The organism is Comamonas granuli NBRC 101663 (assembly GCF_000739995.1).
In the GTDB taxonomy this organism is placed as follows: domain Bacteria; phylum Pseudomonadota; class Gammaproteobacteria; order Burkholderiales; family Burkholderiaceae_C; genus Simplicispira; species Simplicispira granuli.
Window position 1 is genome coordinate 20902 of record NZ_BBJX01000014.1, and the last position, 16670, is coordinate 37571.

Sequence of the window (16670 nt, forward strand, 5' to 3'; positions counted from 1 at the left end):
GCGGGCGCATCAGAACCACAGAAGCATGTGCTCTGTATCCGGTGCATAGCCCACCAGGGACAGCGGAAGCCGCCCTGCAGCGCCTTGATGCGTGATCACTCCGTTGAGCTGTCCGTCGGCGTCGAATTCGCCCCCGTCGGTGATCTGGAAATCCAGCCGCAGCCGGTCACCCTCGATCACCATCCGGCCGCCGAACGCGGCGCTGGCAAGGTGGGTCCACACACCGTCATGGTTTTGAGCCCAGTAGCCGTTGACTGGCTGTGCCGCATCCAGATAGAGGCTGAATCGATGAGTCCCTCCCGTCGCATCCATCTGCAGGCTGAAGGCGAGCATCCCGAGTGGCAGTTCCATAAGCCCAGGCAGGCCGGGTGGCGAATCGAGCTGGCGGAGTCCGGTAATCTGCGAGGCAGTGTCGACGGAACGCCCCTCGCCCGCAACCAAAGTCACGTAAGTACGTGGTGCGTCCCCAGGTGCGGAGCCGCCGTATGGCGACTGCGCAAAGGGGGCCGAGGCAACCTCCTTCTGGCGGCTATCGAGAATGCCATCGCCATTGCCGTCGCCCGGCAAGGCAGGGACACCTCCTGGGCCGGGTAGACCCGGCACCCCGCTCTCTTGTGCAGCCGTAATGCCGTCAGCATCGTCCTGGCTGCGGAACGTATAGCGCGCACTGACGGGCGCGGGGCTGCGGCCATCGCTCAGCCGGATTTCAATGGCCGCTTCACCTGGCGAATCTGCCGTGAAGGTCAACCCTGCCAGCAGCTTGTTCATCGCCAGCGCAGGTCCTTGCAGGACCCAGGCGTTTTGGGTCCATATGGCATCAATGCCAGTGGCGGATGCCGACTCCAGACCGCCAATGTGACCATTGACGGGAGTGAGAACAAGGATGAGCGGCTCATGAGGAGCATCGGGATCCACGACCCGCCAATCAGCCAACGCAGCCGCTATTCCTACTTCCACTTCCTGTATTTCACCAGGCAGGTCCAGCAGCAATGGTGCTTGGTTGGGTGGTACAACGGGCGGCTGTTCTTGCGCTGCTTCTACCCGGGCGGTGGTTGCCGACAGCACCTTCTCGGGGTATCCGGCTCCATCGGAGTAGCTCACGCACAGGCTGATTGCAAAGCCCACGTCGTCCTGGGCCAGCGTGTAGGTGTTGGCGGTGGCTCCGGCAATGGCCAAGCCATCGCGCAGCCACTGGTAGTTGAACGCACCCAGGCCGTCGGCATCCGCGAGGGTCGAGGTATCTGCCGTCAAGGTTTGGCCCTGCATGGCTGTGCCGGTGATGACAAGCAAGCCTGTCGGCGGATTGTTCGCTGGCGGTGGCAGGACGGCGCCTGTCGATGCCGAGGCCACCGTTTCCTGGGTACCCCTGCCATCGGAGTAGCTCACGCGCAGGCTGATCGCAAAGCCCACGTCGTCCTGGGCCAGCGTGTAGGTGTTGGCGGTGGCTCCGGCAATGGCCAAGCCATCGCGCAGCCACTGGTAGTTGAACGCACCCAGGCCGTCGGCATCCGCGAGGGTCGAGGTATCCGCCGCCAAGGTTTGGCCCTGCATGGCAGTGCCGGTGATTGTGATGGCACCAGTAGGCGGCTGGTTGGCGGGCGCAATGCTGACCGTGGTCCGGCCTGCGGCAGACAGTGCTCCGCCGCGGCCCTGGGCGTCGGCGGTATTGCCGTCGTTGAATGTCCACTCGATATCGACAGAGACGGGCGGATTGCCGCCGGTGTTGCGGTAGGTCAGCGATTGCAGCGCTTCATTGACGCGGCTCTGCGTGGCGCTGGCATTGAGCGTGAGTGTGAAGCTGCCATGGGCCTGGACATAACTGCCAATGTCCGTGCCGTGCAGCTTGGCCCGGCCGTTGCTCAAGCTCAGGTTGCCGCTGGCGCCGAATTCATCCTCCGCGACGGCCCCCCCCACCCGCGCCAAGGTGATGCTGGCGCCGCTGTAATGGCCTTGGGCGGCCAGCTCTGGATCAAATATGGCGGCATCGGCATCCAGTACCACGGGGGTACCGGTTTGATCGTAGCTGGCGGCGCTGCCGGCCAGCGTGTCCACCGGGGAGGCCGAGGGATTGAAGGTGGCATCCAATGTGCCATTGGGGTTGACGCGAATCAGACTGAATTGGGTCGTTCCGCCGTGGCTGCTGTACCCAGCCACCACAATTTTGCCGTCGGGCTGCAGGACAGCGCTGTAGCCCAGGTCCGCATCGTTGCCCACTCTCGCCAACAATTGGCCAGGAACCGGACCATTGGCGTTGAAACTGGTGTCCGGACTGCCATTGGGATTTAAACGCATCAGGGCGAAATCCAGGCTGTTGCTGCCATTGCGAGCCATCCCCGCCATGACGATCTTGCCGTCGGGCTGGAGAATCAGGCTGTGACTTTCCGCCTCACCGCCGCCAACGTAGAAGTACTGCTTGCCGCCAGCGCCGAAGCTGGCGTCCATGGAGCCATCGGCATTCAGGCGAGCAATGCCGAATTCGCCACCGCTGAGACCAGAGACAACGATTTTTCCATCGGCTTGCACCGCCACATTCCAGGCATCGTCGGACGTGCCGCCAAAGCTCACTTGCTGCTTGCCCGCGCCGTTGAAACTGGAGTCCAGGCTGCCGTCGGGATTCAAGCGGATGATGCCGAAATTCCATATGGCGCCGTTTACGGTTTGGGCAGTGCCCACCATGATGATTTTTCCATCCGGCTGCAGCGTTACTCCCAAGCCCAGATCACGGTAGCTGCCTACGGGCACCACTACGGTGCCGTCGGTGCCGAAGCTGGTGTCCAGCGAGCCATCGGCATTGAGGCGCGCCAGACTGAAGTCATAGTTGCCGTTGCGTACGCTGGTGCCTGCGGCCAGTATTTTTCCGTCAGGCTGAATGGCAACGGCATGACCGCCATCCTCGCCATTGCCGATATTGATGTAATGGGTGCCGGTGCCGTTGAAATCCGTGTCCACCGTCCCGTCAGCGCCGAGCCGCATGAGAAAGTACGTGCCGTCGGATTTGCCGCCGTTCGTATTGCCGATCAACACCATCTTGCCGTCTGGCTGAAGGCCCATGCCATAGATGCCGTTGCTCTTGCCGGCATCGGAGGGCAAGAGCAGTTTTCCATCTGCTGAAAAACTGCTATCCAAGGTGCCATCCGTATTCAGGCGAATCAGGCTAATGTAGTTCTGCGTACCGATATAGCTGTATCCCGCCAGTACGAGCTTGCCGTCGGGCAACAACGCAAGGCTGCGGCCATAATCCATGCTGCCGCTGATCGAAACAATCAGTTTCCCTGTGCCCGTCGGCGGCGCAAAACTGGGAGCCTGGTTGACGGGCTCAGTCACGGAGGTCAAGGCATAGATGCCTGTGCTCGCCTGCATGCTCTGAGGATTGCTGACAGTGAGCTGGATGTAAGCTTGGCCAGTGGCATGAGCGGTGAAGCTGGCCTGCGCCAGCAAGGCATTGATCTGTTCCGCCGTGCCGGTGAGCTCGAAGCTGCCATCGCTTTGGGCCGCCATGCCAGGCACTTGCAAGGTGCCGCCAATAACGCCTGGCACATTAGCGTCGGCGTCCTGCACCTTCAATGTCACAGTCAAAGGGAAACCAGTGACGTCGGACACCGTCAGGTCGGCCAGATCCTTAGCCAAGCCTGTGTGCACCCATTGGGGTTGAGCGGGAATACCGTGGAATACAGGAGGACTGGACATAGTGCGTGAGGAGGATTGCGGGTAGAGCCCCTGTGAACAAAGACCGTCAATCCTCTGGCGGCCGAGGGGTTTTGGGCATACCGCAATTGCGGTATGCGATGCTTCTGCAGACTCAGAAACAGGCCTGTGCCACCATCCACTGAATTGGTTATTCGCATGTCCTTCACCACGTCAGAAGAACGAACCCTTCAGACTATTGCAGGTCGTTTCTATGAAGGCATCCTGGAGCCCGAAGAATGGTTCGGCGCCCTGGATGACTTCCGACGGGCCATGCAGGGGGCGCTGTTCTACAACGTGGTGTTCGACAAGTTCTCTGGGCAGGTAGCGGGCAGTCTGCAAAATGACGACAGCACGGTCGAACAGATGCGCGAATACGAGCGACACCATGTGCACCAAGACGAATGCGTGCCCCTGGTTATGCGCCTGCCCGTAGGGCAGCCGATGTTCGGCTACCAGCACTTCTCACCGCGTGAGCTCTCGCGCAGTTTCATCCACGGCGAATGGTTGCCATCGCTGGGCTACAGGCATACCTTCTGCGTCCCCATCCATGAGTCAGGCTCCACACGGGAGCTGCTCAGCATCGTGCGCCCGGCAGACCATGTCGACTTTGCACAGCCAGAGAACATGCTGGTGCAGCGTCTACTGCCCGACTTGCTGCGTGCCGCCCGGCTGCGCGCCCGTGCCCGCGGCCTGGTGCATCAGGCAGGCTGGAGCGTTGCCGCGCTGGACGCCCTCCCCCAGGCCGTGGTGATACTGGATGCTCAGGCCAGGGTTCATTACCTCAATACGGCGGCCGAACGATTCCTGAAGGACACGCCGGGCCTAAGCCTGCGCCAAAACCGGTTGGGCGCAGAGGATGCCCGCCAGCAACAGGCCCTGCGTGCCGGCATAGCCGGGGCTTGCGGCCTGGATATGCCTTCTCGCGGCACCAGCCTGCAGGTCGGAGGACTGGCGGCGCCAGCAGTGTTCATCCATATCTTGCCGCTTCATGCACAGCACCCACTGACGGGACTGAGCGGACAGCGCCCCCTTGCGCTGCTGCTGTGGGGCGGGCCTCATGCGTTACCGCCAGTGACTCAGATCGGGATGGCCTTAGGACTGACGGAGACTGAGGCGCGCCTCGCGCTGGTGCTGGCCTCGGGCAAGTCGCTCAAGCATTTCGCCCAGGAACAGGGCTGCAGCTGGCATACGGCACGTACCCACGTCAAGAATGCGCTGGCCAAGACGGGCTGCCGCCGCCAGACTGATCTGGTGCTGCTGGTACGCGCGCTGAATGCCTGACGCGTTCAGGAGGGCGAGACACCCGTGGTGCCACGCAGAAAGCTATCAAAACAATAGCTTCCAGCGCTTTCTGCACAAGCGCCAAGGCCGTATTTCACTAATATATCTCCACCCCATCCCGTCCCACGCGCCACGGGTACGGCGGGTGCCTGCTGCTAGCGTGGACATTGGTCCTATCGAATGTCCGCGGGTGGCTCTATGTGTAGAGAGGAACATCTAAGCAGAATTTGCTCCTGATCAATCTTGCGCATCGAAGGTTGGCGCATTTCCAAGGAGACAAAAATGCAAATCCCTCACGGCGCTTCGCGCCGCCGCTTTGCCGTTGCTGCCATGCTCGCCGGTGCCCTCTGCTCCCCCTGGGCGGTGCAGGCACAACAAGAAGCCCCCAAGCGCGGCGGAACCCTGGTTGTCGGCTGGACGCAGACCCCCCGCCACCTCAACGGGGCCGTGCAGTCCGGCGTGGCCACCGCCCTGCCTTCGACGCAGTTGTTCGCCAGTCCGCTGCGCTTCGACGACAAATGGAATCCGCAGCCCTACCTGGCCGAGAAATGGTCCCTGGCAGAAGACGGCAAGTCCCTGACGCTGCACCTGCGCAAGGACGCCGTGTTCCACGACGGCAAGCCCATCACCTCGGCCGACGTCGCCTTCTCGATCATGGCCATCAAGGCCAACCACCCATTCACCACCATGATGGGTCCCGTGGAAAAGGTCGAAACGCCCGACGCCCACACCGCCATCATCCGCATGGCCACGCCGCATCCGGCCATCCTGCTGGCCCTGTCGCCGGCGCTGTGCCCCATCCTGCCCAAACACATTTACGGTGACGGCCAGGACCTGCGCAACCACCCGCGCAACGTGACCGATGTGGTGGGCTCCGGTCCGTTCAAATTCGTCGATTTCAAGCCTGGCCAGCGCATCACGCTGGAGCGCTTCGACAAGTTCTTCCTGCCGGGCAAGCCCTACCTGGACAAGGTCATCATCGACATCACGCCCGACTCGTCCAGCCTGATGCTGGGCTTCGAGCGCGGCAGCATCCAGATGCTGCCCATGGTGTCGATCTCGACCGACCTGCGGCGTCTCTCCACCAACCCGGCGGTCAACCTCTCGCCCAAGGGCTATGAGGCCGTGGGCGCGCTGAACTGGCTGGCATTCAACCTCACGCGCAAGCCCTTCTCGGACGTGCGGGTGCGCCAGGCGATTGCCTCGGTGATCGACAAGAAGTTCGTCACCAAGGCGCTGATGGGAGGCTTTGCCAAGCCGGCCGACGGCCCCATCATCGCCAGCAGCCCGTTCGCGGTCGATGACCTGGTGCGCTACCCCACCGACCTCAAGAAGGCCGGCGAACTGCTGGATGCCGCAGGCTACAAGGTGGGTGCGAACGGCGAGCGCTTCCGCATGACCATCGACTACACGCCGGGCAACGATGACCAGCAGAAGACGGTGGCGGAGTACATCCGTGCGCAGCTCAAGAAGATCGGCGTTGTCGCCGAGACGCGTGCCTCGGCCGACTTCCCGGCCTGGGCCAAGCGCGTGGCCACCAAGGACTTCGACGTCACCATGGACGCCGTGTTCAACTGGGGCGACCCCATCATCGGCGTGCACCGCACCTATCTGTCGACCAACATCAAGCCGACGGTCTGGACCAACACCCAGTCCTACGCCAACCCGAAGGTGGACGAGCTGCTGAACACCGCGGGCACGGTACTCGACCCCGTCAAGCGCAAGGCCTACTACGCGACCTTCCAGAAGATCGTGACGGAAGACCTGCCCATCATCTTCATCAACGAGGTGCCCTACCACACGGCCGCGCAGAAGAAGGTGGTCAATGTGCCCGCGACGATCTGGGGGCCCTTTGCACCGTACGACGAGGTCTCCCTCAAGTAAGCAGGGGCCCAGACCATGCGCGCACTCTCCCACGCGTTCACCCGCCTGTACCAGGGCGCCGCCCTGGTGCTCGCGGTGGTGGTACTCAACTTCGTGCTCCTGCATGCCGCCCCCGGCGATCTGGTGGAAACCATCGCCGGCGCCAGCGGGGGCATGAGCGAGGAACTCAAGGCCGAACTGCGCACGCAGTACGGCCTGGACAAGCCCCTGCACACGCAATTGGGCATCTACCTCAGCAAGGTGGTTCAGGGCGACCTGGGGCACTCGCACTTCTTCAACCTGCCGGTGTCCACCATGATCGGTGAACGGGTGCCCGCCACGCTGCTGCTGGTGGTGACTGCCGTGCTGGCGGCGTTTGTCTTTGGCACCCTGCTCGGCGTGCTCTCGTCGCGCAAGCCCAATGGGCTGTTGTCGCAGTTCATCAACACGGTGTCGCTGGTGGGCTTTGCGGCGCCCGTGTTCTGGACGGGCATCATGCTGGTGCTGCTGTTCTCCTCGGTGCTGCCGCTGTTCCCGGTCTCGGGCATGCGCGACATCGACTCGGCCGGTGCGACCGGGCTGGCCGATGCCCTGAGCGTGCTCCACCACCTGGTGCTGCCGGCCCTGACCCTGGGGCTGATCTACCTGGCGCAGTACAGCCGGCTGGCGCGCGCATCCATGCTCGATGTGCTGGGCTCGGACTACATCCGGACGGCGCGCGCCAAGGGCTTGTCGCAGCGGGTCGTTATGTACAAGCACGCTCTGCGCAACGCCATCCTGCCGGTGATCACCATCCTGGGGCTGCAGTTCGGCAACGTGATGGCAGGCGCCATCCTCGTCGAGACGGTCTTCAACTGGCCGGGCCTGGGACGCCTGGCGTTCGAGTCGGTGCTGCGGCGCGACTTCCCCACCATCCTGGGCGTGCTCTTGTTCTCCTCCATGGTGGTGGTCGTCATGAACCTGCTGACGGACTACTGCTACCGCCTCATCGACCCAAGGATCAAGACATCATGAAACCCGACCAAGTCATTGTGGTGGAGCACCCGTGGCGCGAGGCGGTGCGCATGTTCATGCGCAACCCGTCGGCCATCGGCGGCATGGTCCTGCTCGTGGCCATCCTGGCGCTGTCCCTCATCGGCCCGCTGCTCCTGCCGGTGGACCCGTTCGAAATCACGGCCGCGCCGCTGACGCCGCCATTGAGCCCCGAAGCCTGGCTGGGCACCGACTACCTCGGGCGTGACGTGCTGGCCACGCTGATCCACGGCGGCCGCACGACCCTGCTGGTGGGTGTCGTGGCCGCCTTGCTGTCCGTGAGCATCGGCATCACCCTGGGCGCCCTGGCGGGCTATTACGGCGGCCGCATCGACAGCATTCTGATGCGCGTCACCGAGTTCTTCCAGGTGCTGCCGGCGCTCCTGTTTGCGATGGTGGTGGTGACTCTGTTCTCCCCCAGCCTGCTGACCGTCACGCTGGCCATCGGCGTCGTGAGCTGGACCGGCACGGCCCGCCTCACGCGCGCCGAGTTCCTGAAAGCGCGCGGGCTGGAATACGTGCGCGCCGAGCGTGCCATCGGAGCGCGTGACTCGCGCATCATCTGGAAAGTCATTCTGCCCAACGCCTTCCCTCCCCTGGTGGTGTCGGCCACGCTGGCGGTGGGTGCCGCCATCCTGTTCGAGGCGGGCCTGTCCTTCCTGGGCCTGGGTGACCCGAACCAGATGAGCTGGGGCCTGATGATCGGCTCGAGCCGCCAGTACTTCCTCTCGAGCTGGTGGGCCGTGGCCATTCCCGGTTCGGCCATCTTCATCACCGTACTGGCCGTCAGCCTGATCGGCGACGGCCTGAACGACGCACTCAACCCCAAACTGCGGGAGCGCTGATGACCCAAGACAACTTGCTGCAGGTGCAGAACCTGCAGGTCGAATTCAAGACCCGGCGCGGCACCGCGCTGGTGCTCAATGGCGTCGATTTCGAGGTCAACCGCGGCGAAACGCTGTGTGTGGTCGGCGAATCGGGCTGTGGCAAGAGCATGACGGCATTGGCCCTGCTGGGGCTGATTCCCTCGCCTCCCGGCCGGGTGCGCGACGGCCGCGTGCTCTTCCAGGGCGAGGACCTGCTCAAGGCCAGCGAAGCGCGCATGCGCGAGGTGCGCGGCAACCGCATCTCGATGATCTTCCAGGAGCCCATGACCTCGCTCAACCCGGTCTACACCGTGGGCGACCAGATCGGCGAATCGCTGCGCCTGCATGCCGGCCTGGACGCACGCCAGGCACGCCTGCGCGCCATCGAGATGCTGCGCCAGGTCGGCATCCCGGCGCCGGAGCGGCGCGTCGACGAGTATCCGCACCAGATGTCGGGCGGCATGCGCCAGCGCGTGATGATCGCCATGGCCATCGCCTGCGAGCCGGACATCCTGATCGCCGACGAACCCACCACCGCGCTGGACGTGACCGTCCAGGCCCAGATCTTCGATCTGCTGCGCCAACTGCAGCGGGACAAGGGGACGGCCATCATCATGATCACCCACGACATGGGTGCCGTGGCCGAGATGGCCGACCGGGTGATGGTGATGTATGCAGGCCGGGTGATCGAGCAGGGCAGCACCGAGCAGGTGCTCTCGCGCCCGTCGCACCCCTACACCCGGGGCCTGATCGAATGCCTGCCCGAGCTGGGCAGCAGCCGCCTGGCCGAGCGCGTCGAGCTCACCGAAATCCCCGGTGTGGTTCCCTCGCTCTGGGAGATCGGCCGCGGCTGCGCGTTCCGTGAGCGCTGCCCCCAGGCCCTGGCGCGCTGCGCCCACGACCTGCCCCCCATGTTTGGTACCGATGCCGGCCACACCGCCGCGTGTTGGCTCGAAGCCCCCCCGTTGAGGAAAATCGCATGAACACCGCACCATCCCCCCTGCTGTCGGTCCGCGACCTCCAGGTGCACTTCCCGATCGCCGGCAGCGGCTGGCGCCGCTCGACGGAAGTCGTGAGGGCCGTCGATGGCGTCTCCTTTGACATCGCGCGGGGTACCACCCTGGCCGTGGTGGGCGAGTCCGGTTCGGGCAAGACCACCACGGCGCTGTCGGTCATGCGTCTGGCCCCCATCACCTCCGGGCAGGTTCGCCTGGGGGACACCCAGCTCGACGAAATCGAGGGCGAAGCGCTGCGCGATGCGCGCAAACGGGTACAGATCATTTTCCAGGACCCGTTTTCTTCGCTCAACCCGCGCCAGCGCGTCGGCGAAGCCGTGCGTGCGCCGCTGGACCTGATGAAGGTGGGCACGCCGGAGCAGCGGCGGGCACGCGTCGACGAGTTGTTCGCGCAGGTCGGATTGCGCCCTGAGCAGCAGCACCTGTTTCCCCACCAGTTCTCGGGCGGGCAGCGCCAGCGCATCAACATCGCCCGCGCACTCGCCACCCACCCCGAGCTGGTGGTCTGCGACGAGCCGGTGTCGGCACTGGACGTGGCCATCCGGGCCCAGATTCTCAATCTGCTGGTACGCCTGCAGAAAGAGATGGGGCTGACCTACCTCTTCATCTCGCACGACATGGCGGTGGTGGAGCACATCTGCGACGAAATCGCCGTGATGTATCTGGGCCAGATCGTCGAGCGCGCACCGCGCAAGGCCTTCTTCAGCAATCCGCTGCACCCCTACAGCGCGGCCCTGCTCTCGGCCGTGCCAACGGTCAAGGGCGGGCGCGAGCGGGCCGCGCGGCGGCTGCGCCTGGTCGGCGATCCGCCCAGCCCCATCGCTCCGCCCCCCGGCTGCCGTTTCGCGGGCCGCTGCCCGGCGGCCGAGCCGGAATGCTCGCGCGAGCTGCCGCCGCTGCGCGAGGTGACCCCCGGGCACTGGGTGCGCTGCCGCCGCATCGAGGTGGTGAACGGCCGTGCCCTGCCCCCCCTGCAACAAGAAGCCGCCTGAAACATGCCACAAGAAAGCATTCTGATCCGCGGCGCCCGGCCTTGGGGCCTGGCGCACGACGCCGATGTGCTGATCGACAACGGGCGCATCGCCGCCGTCGGGCCCGGCCTGCAGGCGCCGGGCGCCGGGCGCATCCTGGAGGCCCAGGGTTGCATGGTGCTGCCCGGTTATGTCGATGCCCACGCGCATGTGGACAAGACCCTCTGGGGCCTGCCCTGGCACCCCCACCAGGCCGGCCCCACGCTGATCGACCGCATCGAGAACGAGCAGCGCGTGATGAAGGAACTGCGCATCTCGTCCGAACTGCAGAGCGCGCGCCTGCTGCGCCACATGGTGGCGCGCGGCACCACCCATGTGCGCACGCACATCGATGTCGGCCTGGACATGGGCCTGAGCTACCTGCACGGTGTGCTGGCCATGTACGAGGCCCATCGCGACTACATCGACATGGAAATGGTGGCCTTTCCCCAGACCGGCGTGATGATGCGCCCCGGCACCCTGGACCTGCTGGACCAGGCCGTGCAGGCCGGCGCGCAGGTGCTGGGCGGACTGGACCCGATCGGCGTGGACCAGAACCCCGAAGGCCAGCTCGACGGCCTCTTTGCCATCGCCGAACGCCGGGGTTGCGCCCTCGACATCCACCTGCACGACCGCGGCGAGGTGGGTGCGCGCACACTGGAGATGGTGGCCGATCGCATCCGCGCGCTGGGCATGCGCGGCCGGGTCGCCATCAGCCATGCCTTCTGCCTGGGCGGCCTGGACGAGGCGCGGCTGGAGCAGATGGTGGAGCTGCTGCTGGAGCACGACATCGCCATCATGACGCACGGCCCGGTGGGCGGCATTCCCTTCCCCCCGGTACGCCTGCTGGCCGAACGCGGCGTGCGCCTGTTCACCGGGTCGGACGGCGTGCGCGACTGCTGGAGTCCGCTGAACACCGGCGACATGCTGGAGCGCGCCTTCCTGATCTCGTACCTCAACGGCTTTCGCGATGACCCGGGACTGGAGATCACGCTGCGCATGGCAACCTACGGCGGCGCCCAGCTGATGGGCGTGCAGGACTACGGCCTGACCCCTGGCTGCACCGCCGATCTGGTGGTCGTGCCCGCCAGCTGCGCGGCCGAAGCCGTGGCGGCGCACCCGCTGCCGCGCTATGTCCTCAAGCGCGGGCGCATCGTGGCACAGGATGGCCAGGCCCTGCTGCCGCCGCTCGCCTGACACCGCACCGCCGCCTCCTGCCATTTCCCACCCGTGACGCTTACCATGACAAAAACGACTGTCTACGCCGCCCGCAAGATCATCACCATGAACCCCATGCAGCCGACCGCCACCCATGTGGCTGTGCGCGACGGCCGCATTCTTGCCGTCGGCGACCTCGACCGCATGCGTGCCTGGGGCGATGTCGAGGTGGACACGCGCTTTGCCGACCAGGTGCTCATGCCCGGCCTGGTGGAGGGGCATTGCCACCTGAAGGAAGGCGGCATGTGGACCATGCCCTACCTGGGCTGGTTCGACCGCCGCGACCCCCAGGGCCGTGTATGGCCCGGGCTGCGCTCCATGCAGGCGGTGATCGAGCGGCTGACCGAGCTGGACCGGGAGATGCAGCAGACGGGCTGCGCGGCCGATGAGCCCCTGATCGCCTGGGGCTTCGACCCCATCTATTTCGACAACGAGCGCATGACCGTGCGCCATATCGACCGCGCCTGCGCCACCCGCCCGGTGGTCATCGCCCACGCCAACGGGCATTTGATGAACGTGAACACGGCCATGCTCCAGCTCGCCGGCATCACGCGCGAGACCGAGATCGAGGGCGTGATGAAGTTCGACGACGGCGAGCCCAATGGGGAGCTGCAGGAGCCCGCGGCCATGTTCCCGGTGGTGCGCCGCATCGGCAACGCCGGGCTGCTGGCCCCCATGGACGACGACGGCATGGCGGGCTTTGCCGCCATTGCCCGCATGCAGGGCGTGACCACCGCCACCGACCTGGTCAACCGCCTGGGCGAAGCCGACTGCGCCACGCTGGAGCGTGCCTGTTCCAACCCGGACTACAGCGTGCGCCTGCTGCCGGCCTTCCAGGCCTTCCATGGCACCCATGGTGCGCAGGACGGCGCCAACCACGTGCGCACGCTCATGGCCGGCAACACCGACCGCCTGCGTTACGGCCTGGTCAAGATGATGCTCGATGGCTCCATCCAGGGCTTCTCGGCCCGCTTGCGCTGGCCCGGCTACTTCAATGGCGCGGACAATGGCATCTGGGTCACTGCACCCACGCAGTTCGAGGCCGATTTCGAGACCTACCACCGCGCGGGTCTGACCATTCATACGCACACCAACGGCGACGAAGCAAGCCTGGTAGCCATCGATGCCATCGAACGCGTGCTGGCGCGCTACCCCCGTCCCAACCATCGCCACACCCTGCAGCACGGCCAGATGATCGACGCCGCGCTGTTCCGGCGCATGGCCGGCCTCGGCCTGGGCGTCAACCTGTTCAGCAACCACCTGTGGTACTGGGGCGACCAGCACGCCAGCCTGACGCTGGGACCGGACCGTGCCGAACGCATGAACGCCTGTGCCAGCGCGCTGCGCGCCGGGGTGCCGATGGCCATCCACTCCGATGCCCCCGTCACGCCCCTGGGGCCCTTGTTCACCGCCTGGTGTGCGGTCAACCGTGTCACCCCCTCCGGGCGCATCCTGGGTGCGAGCGAACGCATCAGCGTCGCCGAAGCCCTGCATGCCGTGACCCTGGGCGCCGCCTGGACGCTGAACCTGGACCACGAGATCGGCAGCATCGAATGCGGCAAGAAGGCCGATTTCTGCGTGCTCGACGAGGACCCCCTGTCCGTGGATCCCATGCGGCTCAAAGACATCGGCATCTGGGGCACCGTCTTGTCCGGCAAGCCCTTCGCAGCGCGGCGGTGATCATGGCGGCGCCGCGCATTCCGTTCACCGTGATTGGCGGTTTTCTGGGCGCTGGAAAAACCACCCTGCTCAACCGCCTGTTGCAGAACGCCAGCCCCCGGCGGCTGGCGGTGCTGGTGAACGATTTTGGCTCCATCAACCTCGACGCGGCAGCCATTGCGGCGGTGCATGGCGACACCATCGCGCTCACCAATGGCTGCGTCTGCTGCTCGATTGGCGACGACCTGAGCCGCGCCCTGATCAGGGTGATCGAGGCGCACCCCCCTTTTGACGGGATCATCATCGAGGCCAGCGGCGTATCCGACCCCTGGCGCATTGCCCAGCTGGGCATGGCCGCGCCAGAGCTGCGCCTGGATGCGGTGGTGGTGGTCGCAGACGCCGCCGCGCTGCGGGCGCAGGCGGCCGACCCGCTGCTCGCCGACGGGCTGCGCCAGCAACTGCGGCGCGCCGACTGGGTGCTGCTGAACAAGGCCGAGCTGCTGGATGCGCAAGCCTTGGAGGATCTCCAGTCCTGGGTGTCGCAGCTCAGCGAAGGCCGGCCTTGCGTGGCCGCCTCCTATGGCGCGGTGCCGCAGGACCTGCTCACGGGCACGGCCTGGCCCCCTTTCGAACGGCCCGCCCAGACAGACGGCGCCGGCTTCCTCGCCAGCCAGTTTGAAACCTGGTCGCACCGGCCCGGCGGCAGCTTCCCGTTGGCGGCCTGGCACGCCTGGCTGGCGCAGGTGCCTGCGGGCCTGCTCCGCCTCAAGGGTTGGGTACAGACCAGCGATGGCGGCTGGTACGAGCTCCAGGTGGCCGGCCTGCGCAGCAGTTGGCAGCCCCTGCACAGCGCCCCGGCACCATCGAGCACGCTGGTGGCGATCGGCTTGCGCGGACGCCTGCCCCGCCCCTGGCTGGTGCAGATGCCGGGCGGCCCCGGTCACTGATCTCCCTCCCCTGCCGGCGCTCTGCCGGGGCAGCCAGAGCAGCCCCCGCTCCTTCTTCAGCGCTGCCGGAGCGAGACCAGCGCCGCCAGCGCCAGCATCACCGGGCCCAGCCACAGACCGGCGGTCAACTGCCCCGTGGCATCGGCAACCAGCCCTGCCACGATGGGACCTACGGACTGCCCCAGCGAAAACGCCGCCGTCAGCAAACCCAGGCCGACCGCCAACTGCCGCTCGGGCAACAAGCGCTGGGCCACCAGGCTGATGGCCGCCGGCCCGGCCATGAAGCTGGCACCGAACACACACGCCGAGAGCGCAAGGGCGGGCAGCGCCGAAGACAGCAGAACGGGCATCACGCCCAGGGCCACGCAGACACTGACCAGGGCAAAGCCCCGTCCCACGCGCAGGCGGGCCAGGCCATGGCCCCACGCAGGAATGGCCAGCAGCGAGGCCAGTCCCAGCCCGCAGAAGAACAAGGACGTGGCCACACTGCCATGCCCTTGCTGGCGCAGCAGCGCGATGACAAAGGTGGTGTAGCCCACGTAGCCTGCACCAAAGAGGCTGTTGGCCGCCAGGCTCGGCCAGAGCCGGCCGAGCACCGAAGGGCCCGGCTGGGTCGGTGCGGCGGGCGCGGCGGCAGGGCGCAGGCGCCGCGCCGCTGCCGCGCTCACCATGGCGGCCAGCACGGAAGCCGCGCCCATGAGCAGCCAGGCGGTCTGCCAGCCTGCGGCACTGGTATCGAGCCACTGCGGCAGCAGGCTGCCGGCCAGCACCATGCCCATGCCGGAGCCGGCGAAATACACGGTGAGGGCGCCGGCAGGCTTGTGCGGCATGGCGCGCGTGGCCAGGCTGGTACCGAGCACAAAGGCGACTGCGGTACTGATGCCCCCGGCAAAGCGCACCAGCATGAACACATGCCAGCCCTGGAACAGCCCGCTGAGCAGCAAGGCTGCCGCGCTCAGCCACATGCCCAGGATGAAGCTGCGGACTGCACCCCAGCGGCGCGCCAACGGGGCCGCGGCGACGGCGCCGATCAGATAGCCCACGCCGTTGGCGGTATTCAGGGCGCCCGCCTGGGACAGGCTCCAGCCCAGGTTCACCTGCATGGCCGGCAGCAGCAGCGCATAGGCAAAGCGCGAAAAACCCAAGGCGACCAGCGGTGCCAGGGCCAGGGCCAGGACCTGGGGCAGGCCCTGCCAGTGCAGGTTGCGCCCCCCGTCGACAGCGGCACGGGTGGAGAAGGCACTCATTGTTGGGCTCCGAACAATTGCAATAGATCGACATCGACGCTGGGGGGATCCCGCCGCAGCTTGCGCTCGGCGCTCTGCAGGTGCTCGTCCATCAACTGGCAGGCGCGCTCGGTCTCCCCGGCAGCGATGGCATCGAGGATGGCGCCATGCTCCTCAAAGGAGCATGCGCTGCGGCCCGGCGCGTCGTACAGCGCTTTCATCAGCGTGGTCCGGGCGACCAGTGCGTTCATGATCTCCTGCAACTCATCGTTTCCCAGCGCGCGCGCGGCTGCCAGGTGGTACTCGCCCGAGAGCCTGATCCAGCGCGACCGATCGCCCTGGTGGTAAGCCTGGGCCTCGTCCTGCACCAGGCGGCGCAAGCCCGCGATATCGCCGGGCTTGGCACAGGCGCACAGGCGGCGCACCAAACCGCCCTCGACGAGGCGGCGCACCTCGAACACCTCGCGCATCTCGACCGGGCTGGGCTGGGCCACCGATGCGCCCCGGTTGTGCTGCAGCTCCACCACTTTTTCGTTGGCCAGGCGCACCAGCACCCGCCGCAGCAGCGAACGGTTGACGCCGAAGGCTTCGCACAGCGGCGTCTCTACCAGCCGCGTTCCGGGTGGTAGCTTTTGTGACAAAACAGCCTCCACAATGGCATCACGCACCCGGATTTCGTCCGCCAGCTCCTGCGAAGGAGCCGCATCATCCGGGGCTGCCTGAGGGGCAATGGAAGGGGTGTTCTGTTTGGGTCGTGCCATGGAATGCTCTCCTAACAGGCGGCATGGTGCCACGGAATTGTTGACCCATGCGGCGCTCGTCTATATTATGGCAAAGCAATCTATTTTTGTCACAATAAATCAAT

At 65.9% G+C, this 16670-nt stretch carries 12 protein-coding genes; 9 read left to right on the forward strand and 3 right to left on the reverse strand.

Features of this window, described 5'->3' with window-relative positions; translation table 11 throughout:
* Positions 1 to 9 precede the first annotated feature (9 nt).
* Complete coding sequence (locus tag CGR01S_RS16225; RefSeq protein WP_169742460.1) at positions 10 to 3627, reverse strand: choice-of-anchor U domain-containing protein; 3618 nt, start codon at positions 3625 to 3627, stop codon at positions 10 to 12.
* Between the two features lie 216 nt (positions 3628 to 3843).
* On the opposite strand from CGR01S_RS16225, the gene CGR01S_RS13740 reads away from it, so the two are divergent.
* The 9 genes from CGR01S_RS13740 (at position 3844) to CGR01S_RS13780 (ending at position 14579) form a co-directional block, all read left to right on the forward strand.
* Positions 3844 to 4968 (forward strand): helix-turn-helix transcriptional regulator, encoded by a 1125-nt coding sequence (locus tag CGR01S_RS13740; RefSeq protein WP_042428318.1) that lies wholly within the window; start codon positions 3844 to 3846, stop codon positions 4966 to 4968.
* 282 nt (positions 4969 to 5250) lie between these two features.
* A complete protein-coding gene (locus CGR01S_RS13745; protein WP_042428572.1) occupies positions 5251 to 6852 on the forward strand; it encodes an ABC transporter substrate-binding protein in 1602 nt (533 codons plus the stop codon).
* Positions 6853 to 6867: 15 nt separating this feature from the next.
* Positions 6868 to 7845, forward strand: coding sequence for an ABC transporter permease (locus CGR01S_RS13750; protein WP_042428321.1), 978 nt, complete (start codon positions 6868 to 6870; stop codon positions 7843 to 7845).
* Complete coding sequence (locus tag CGR01S_RS13755; protein WP_042428324.1) at positions 7842 to 8708, forward strand: ABC transporter permease; 867 nt, start codon at positions 7842 to 7844, stop codon at positions 8706 to 8708. The genes CGR01S_RS13750 and CGR01S_RS13755 overlap by 4 nt, the downstream gene beginning before the upstream one ends.
* Positions 8708 to 9712, forward strand: coding sequence for an ABC transporter ATP-binding protein (locus tag CGR01S_RS13760; RefSeq protein WP_042428327.1), 1005 nt, complete (start codon positions 8708 to 8710; stop codon positions 9710 to 9712). Before CGR01S_RS13755 ends, CGR01S_RS13760 begins: the two co-directional genes overlap by 1 nt.
* Positions 9709 to 10737 carry an ABC transporter ATP-binding protein gene (locus CGR01S_RS13765; RefSeq protein ID WP_042428329.1) on the forward strand — a complete coding sequence of 343 codons (1029 nt, stop codon included), beginning with the start codon at positions 9709 to 9711 and terminating at the stop codon, positions 10735 to 10737. Before CGR01S_RS13760 ends, CGR01S_RS13765 begins: the two co-directional genes overlap by 4 nt.
* Before the next feature lie 3 nt (positions 10738 to 10740).
* Complete coding sequence (locus CGR01S_RS13770; protein ID WP_042428331.1) at positions 10741 to 11952, forward strand: amidohydrolase; 1212 nt, start codon at positions 10741 to 10743, stop codon at positions 11950 to 11952.
* A 45-nt stretch (positions 11953 to 11997) separates the two neighbouring features.
* A complete protein-coding gene (locus tag CGR01S_RS13775) occupies positions 11998 to 13653 on the forward strand; it encodes an amidohydrolase (RefSeq protein WP_042428336.1) in 1656 nt (551 codons plus the stop codon).
* Positions 13654 to 13655: 2 nt separating this feature from the next.
* Entirely contained in the window at positions 13656 to 14579 is a 924-nt protein-coding gene (locus tag CGR01S_RS13780; RefSeq protein WP_042428339.1) for a CobW family GTP-binding protein, read from the forward strand.
* A gap of 56 nt (positions 14580 to 14635) precedes the next feature.
* Here the strand turns inward: CGR01S_RS13780 and CGR01S_RS13785 are convergent, their stop codons facing one another.
* Together CGR01S_RS13785 and CGR01S_RS13790 are read right to left on the reverse strand one after the other, a co-directional pair.
* Complete coding sequence (locus tag CGR01S_RS13785; protein WP_042428341.1) at positions 14636 to 15826, reverse strand: YbfB/YjiJ family MFS transporter; 1191 nt, start codon at positions 15824 to 15826, stop codon at positions 14636 to 14638.
* Positions 15823 to 16566, reverse strand: coding sequence for a GntR family transcriptional regulator (locus CGR01S_RS13790; protein WP_042428344.1), 744 nt, complete (start codon positions 16564 to 16566; stop codon positions 15823 to 15825). Before CGR01S_RS13790 ends, CGR01S_RS13785 begins: the two co-directional genes overlap by 4 nt.
* Positions 16567 to 16670: the final 104 nt, after the last annotated feature.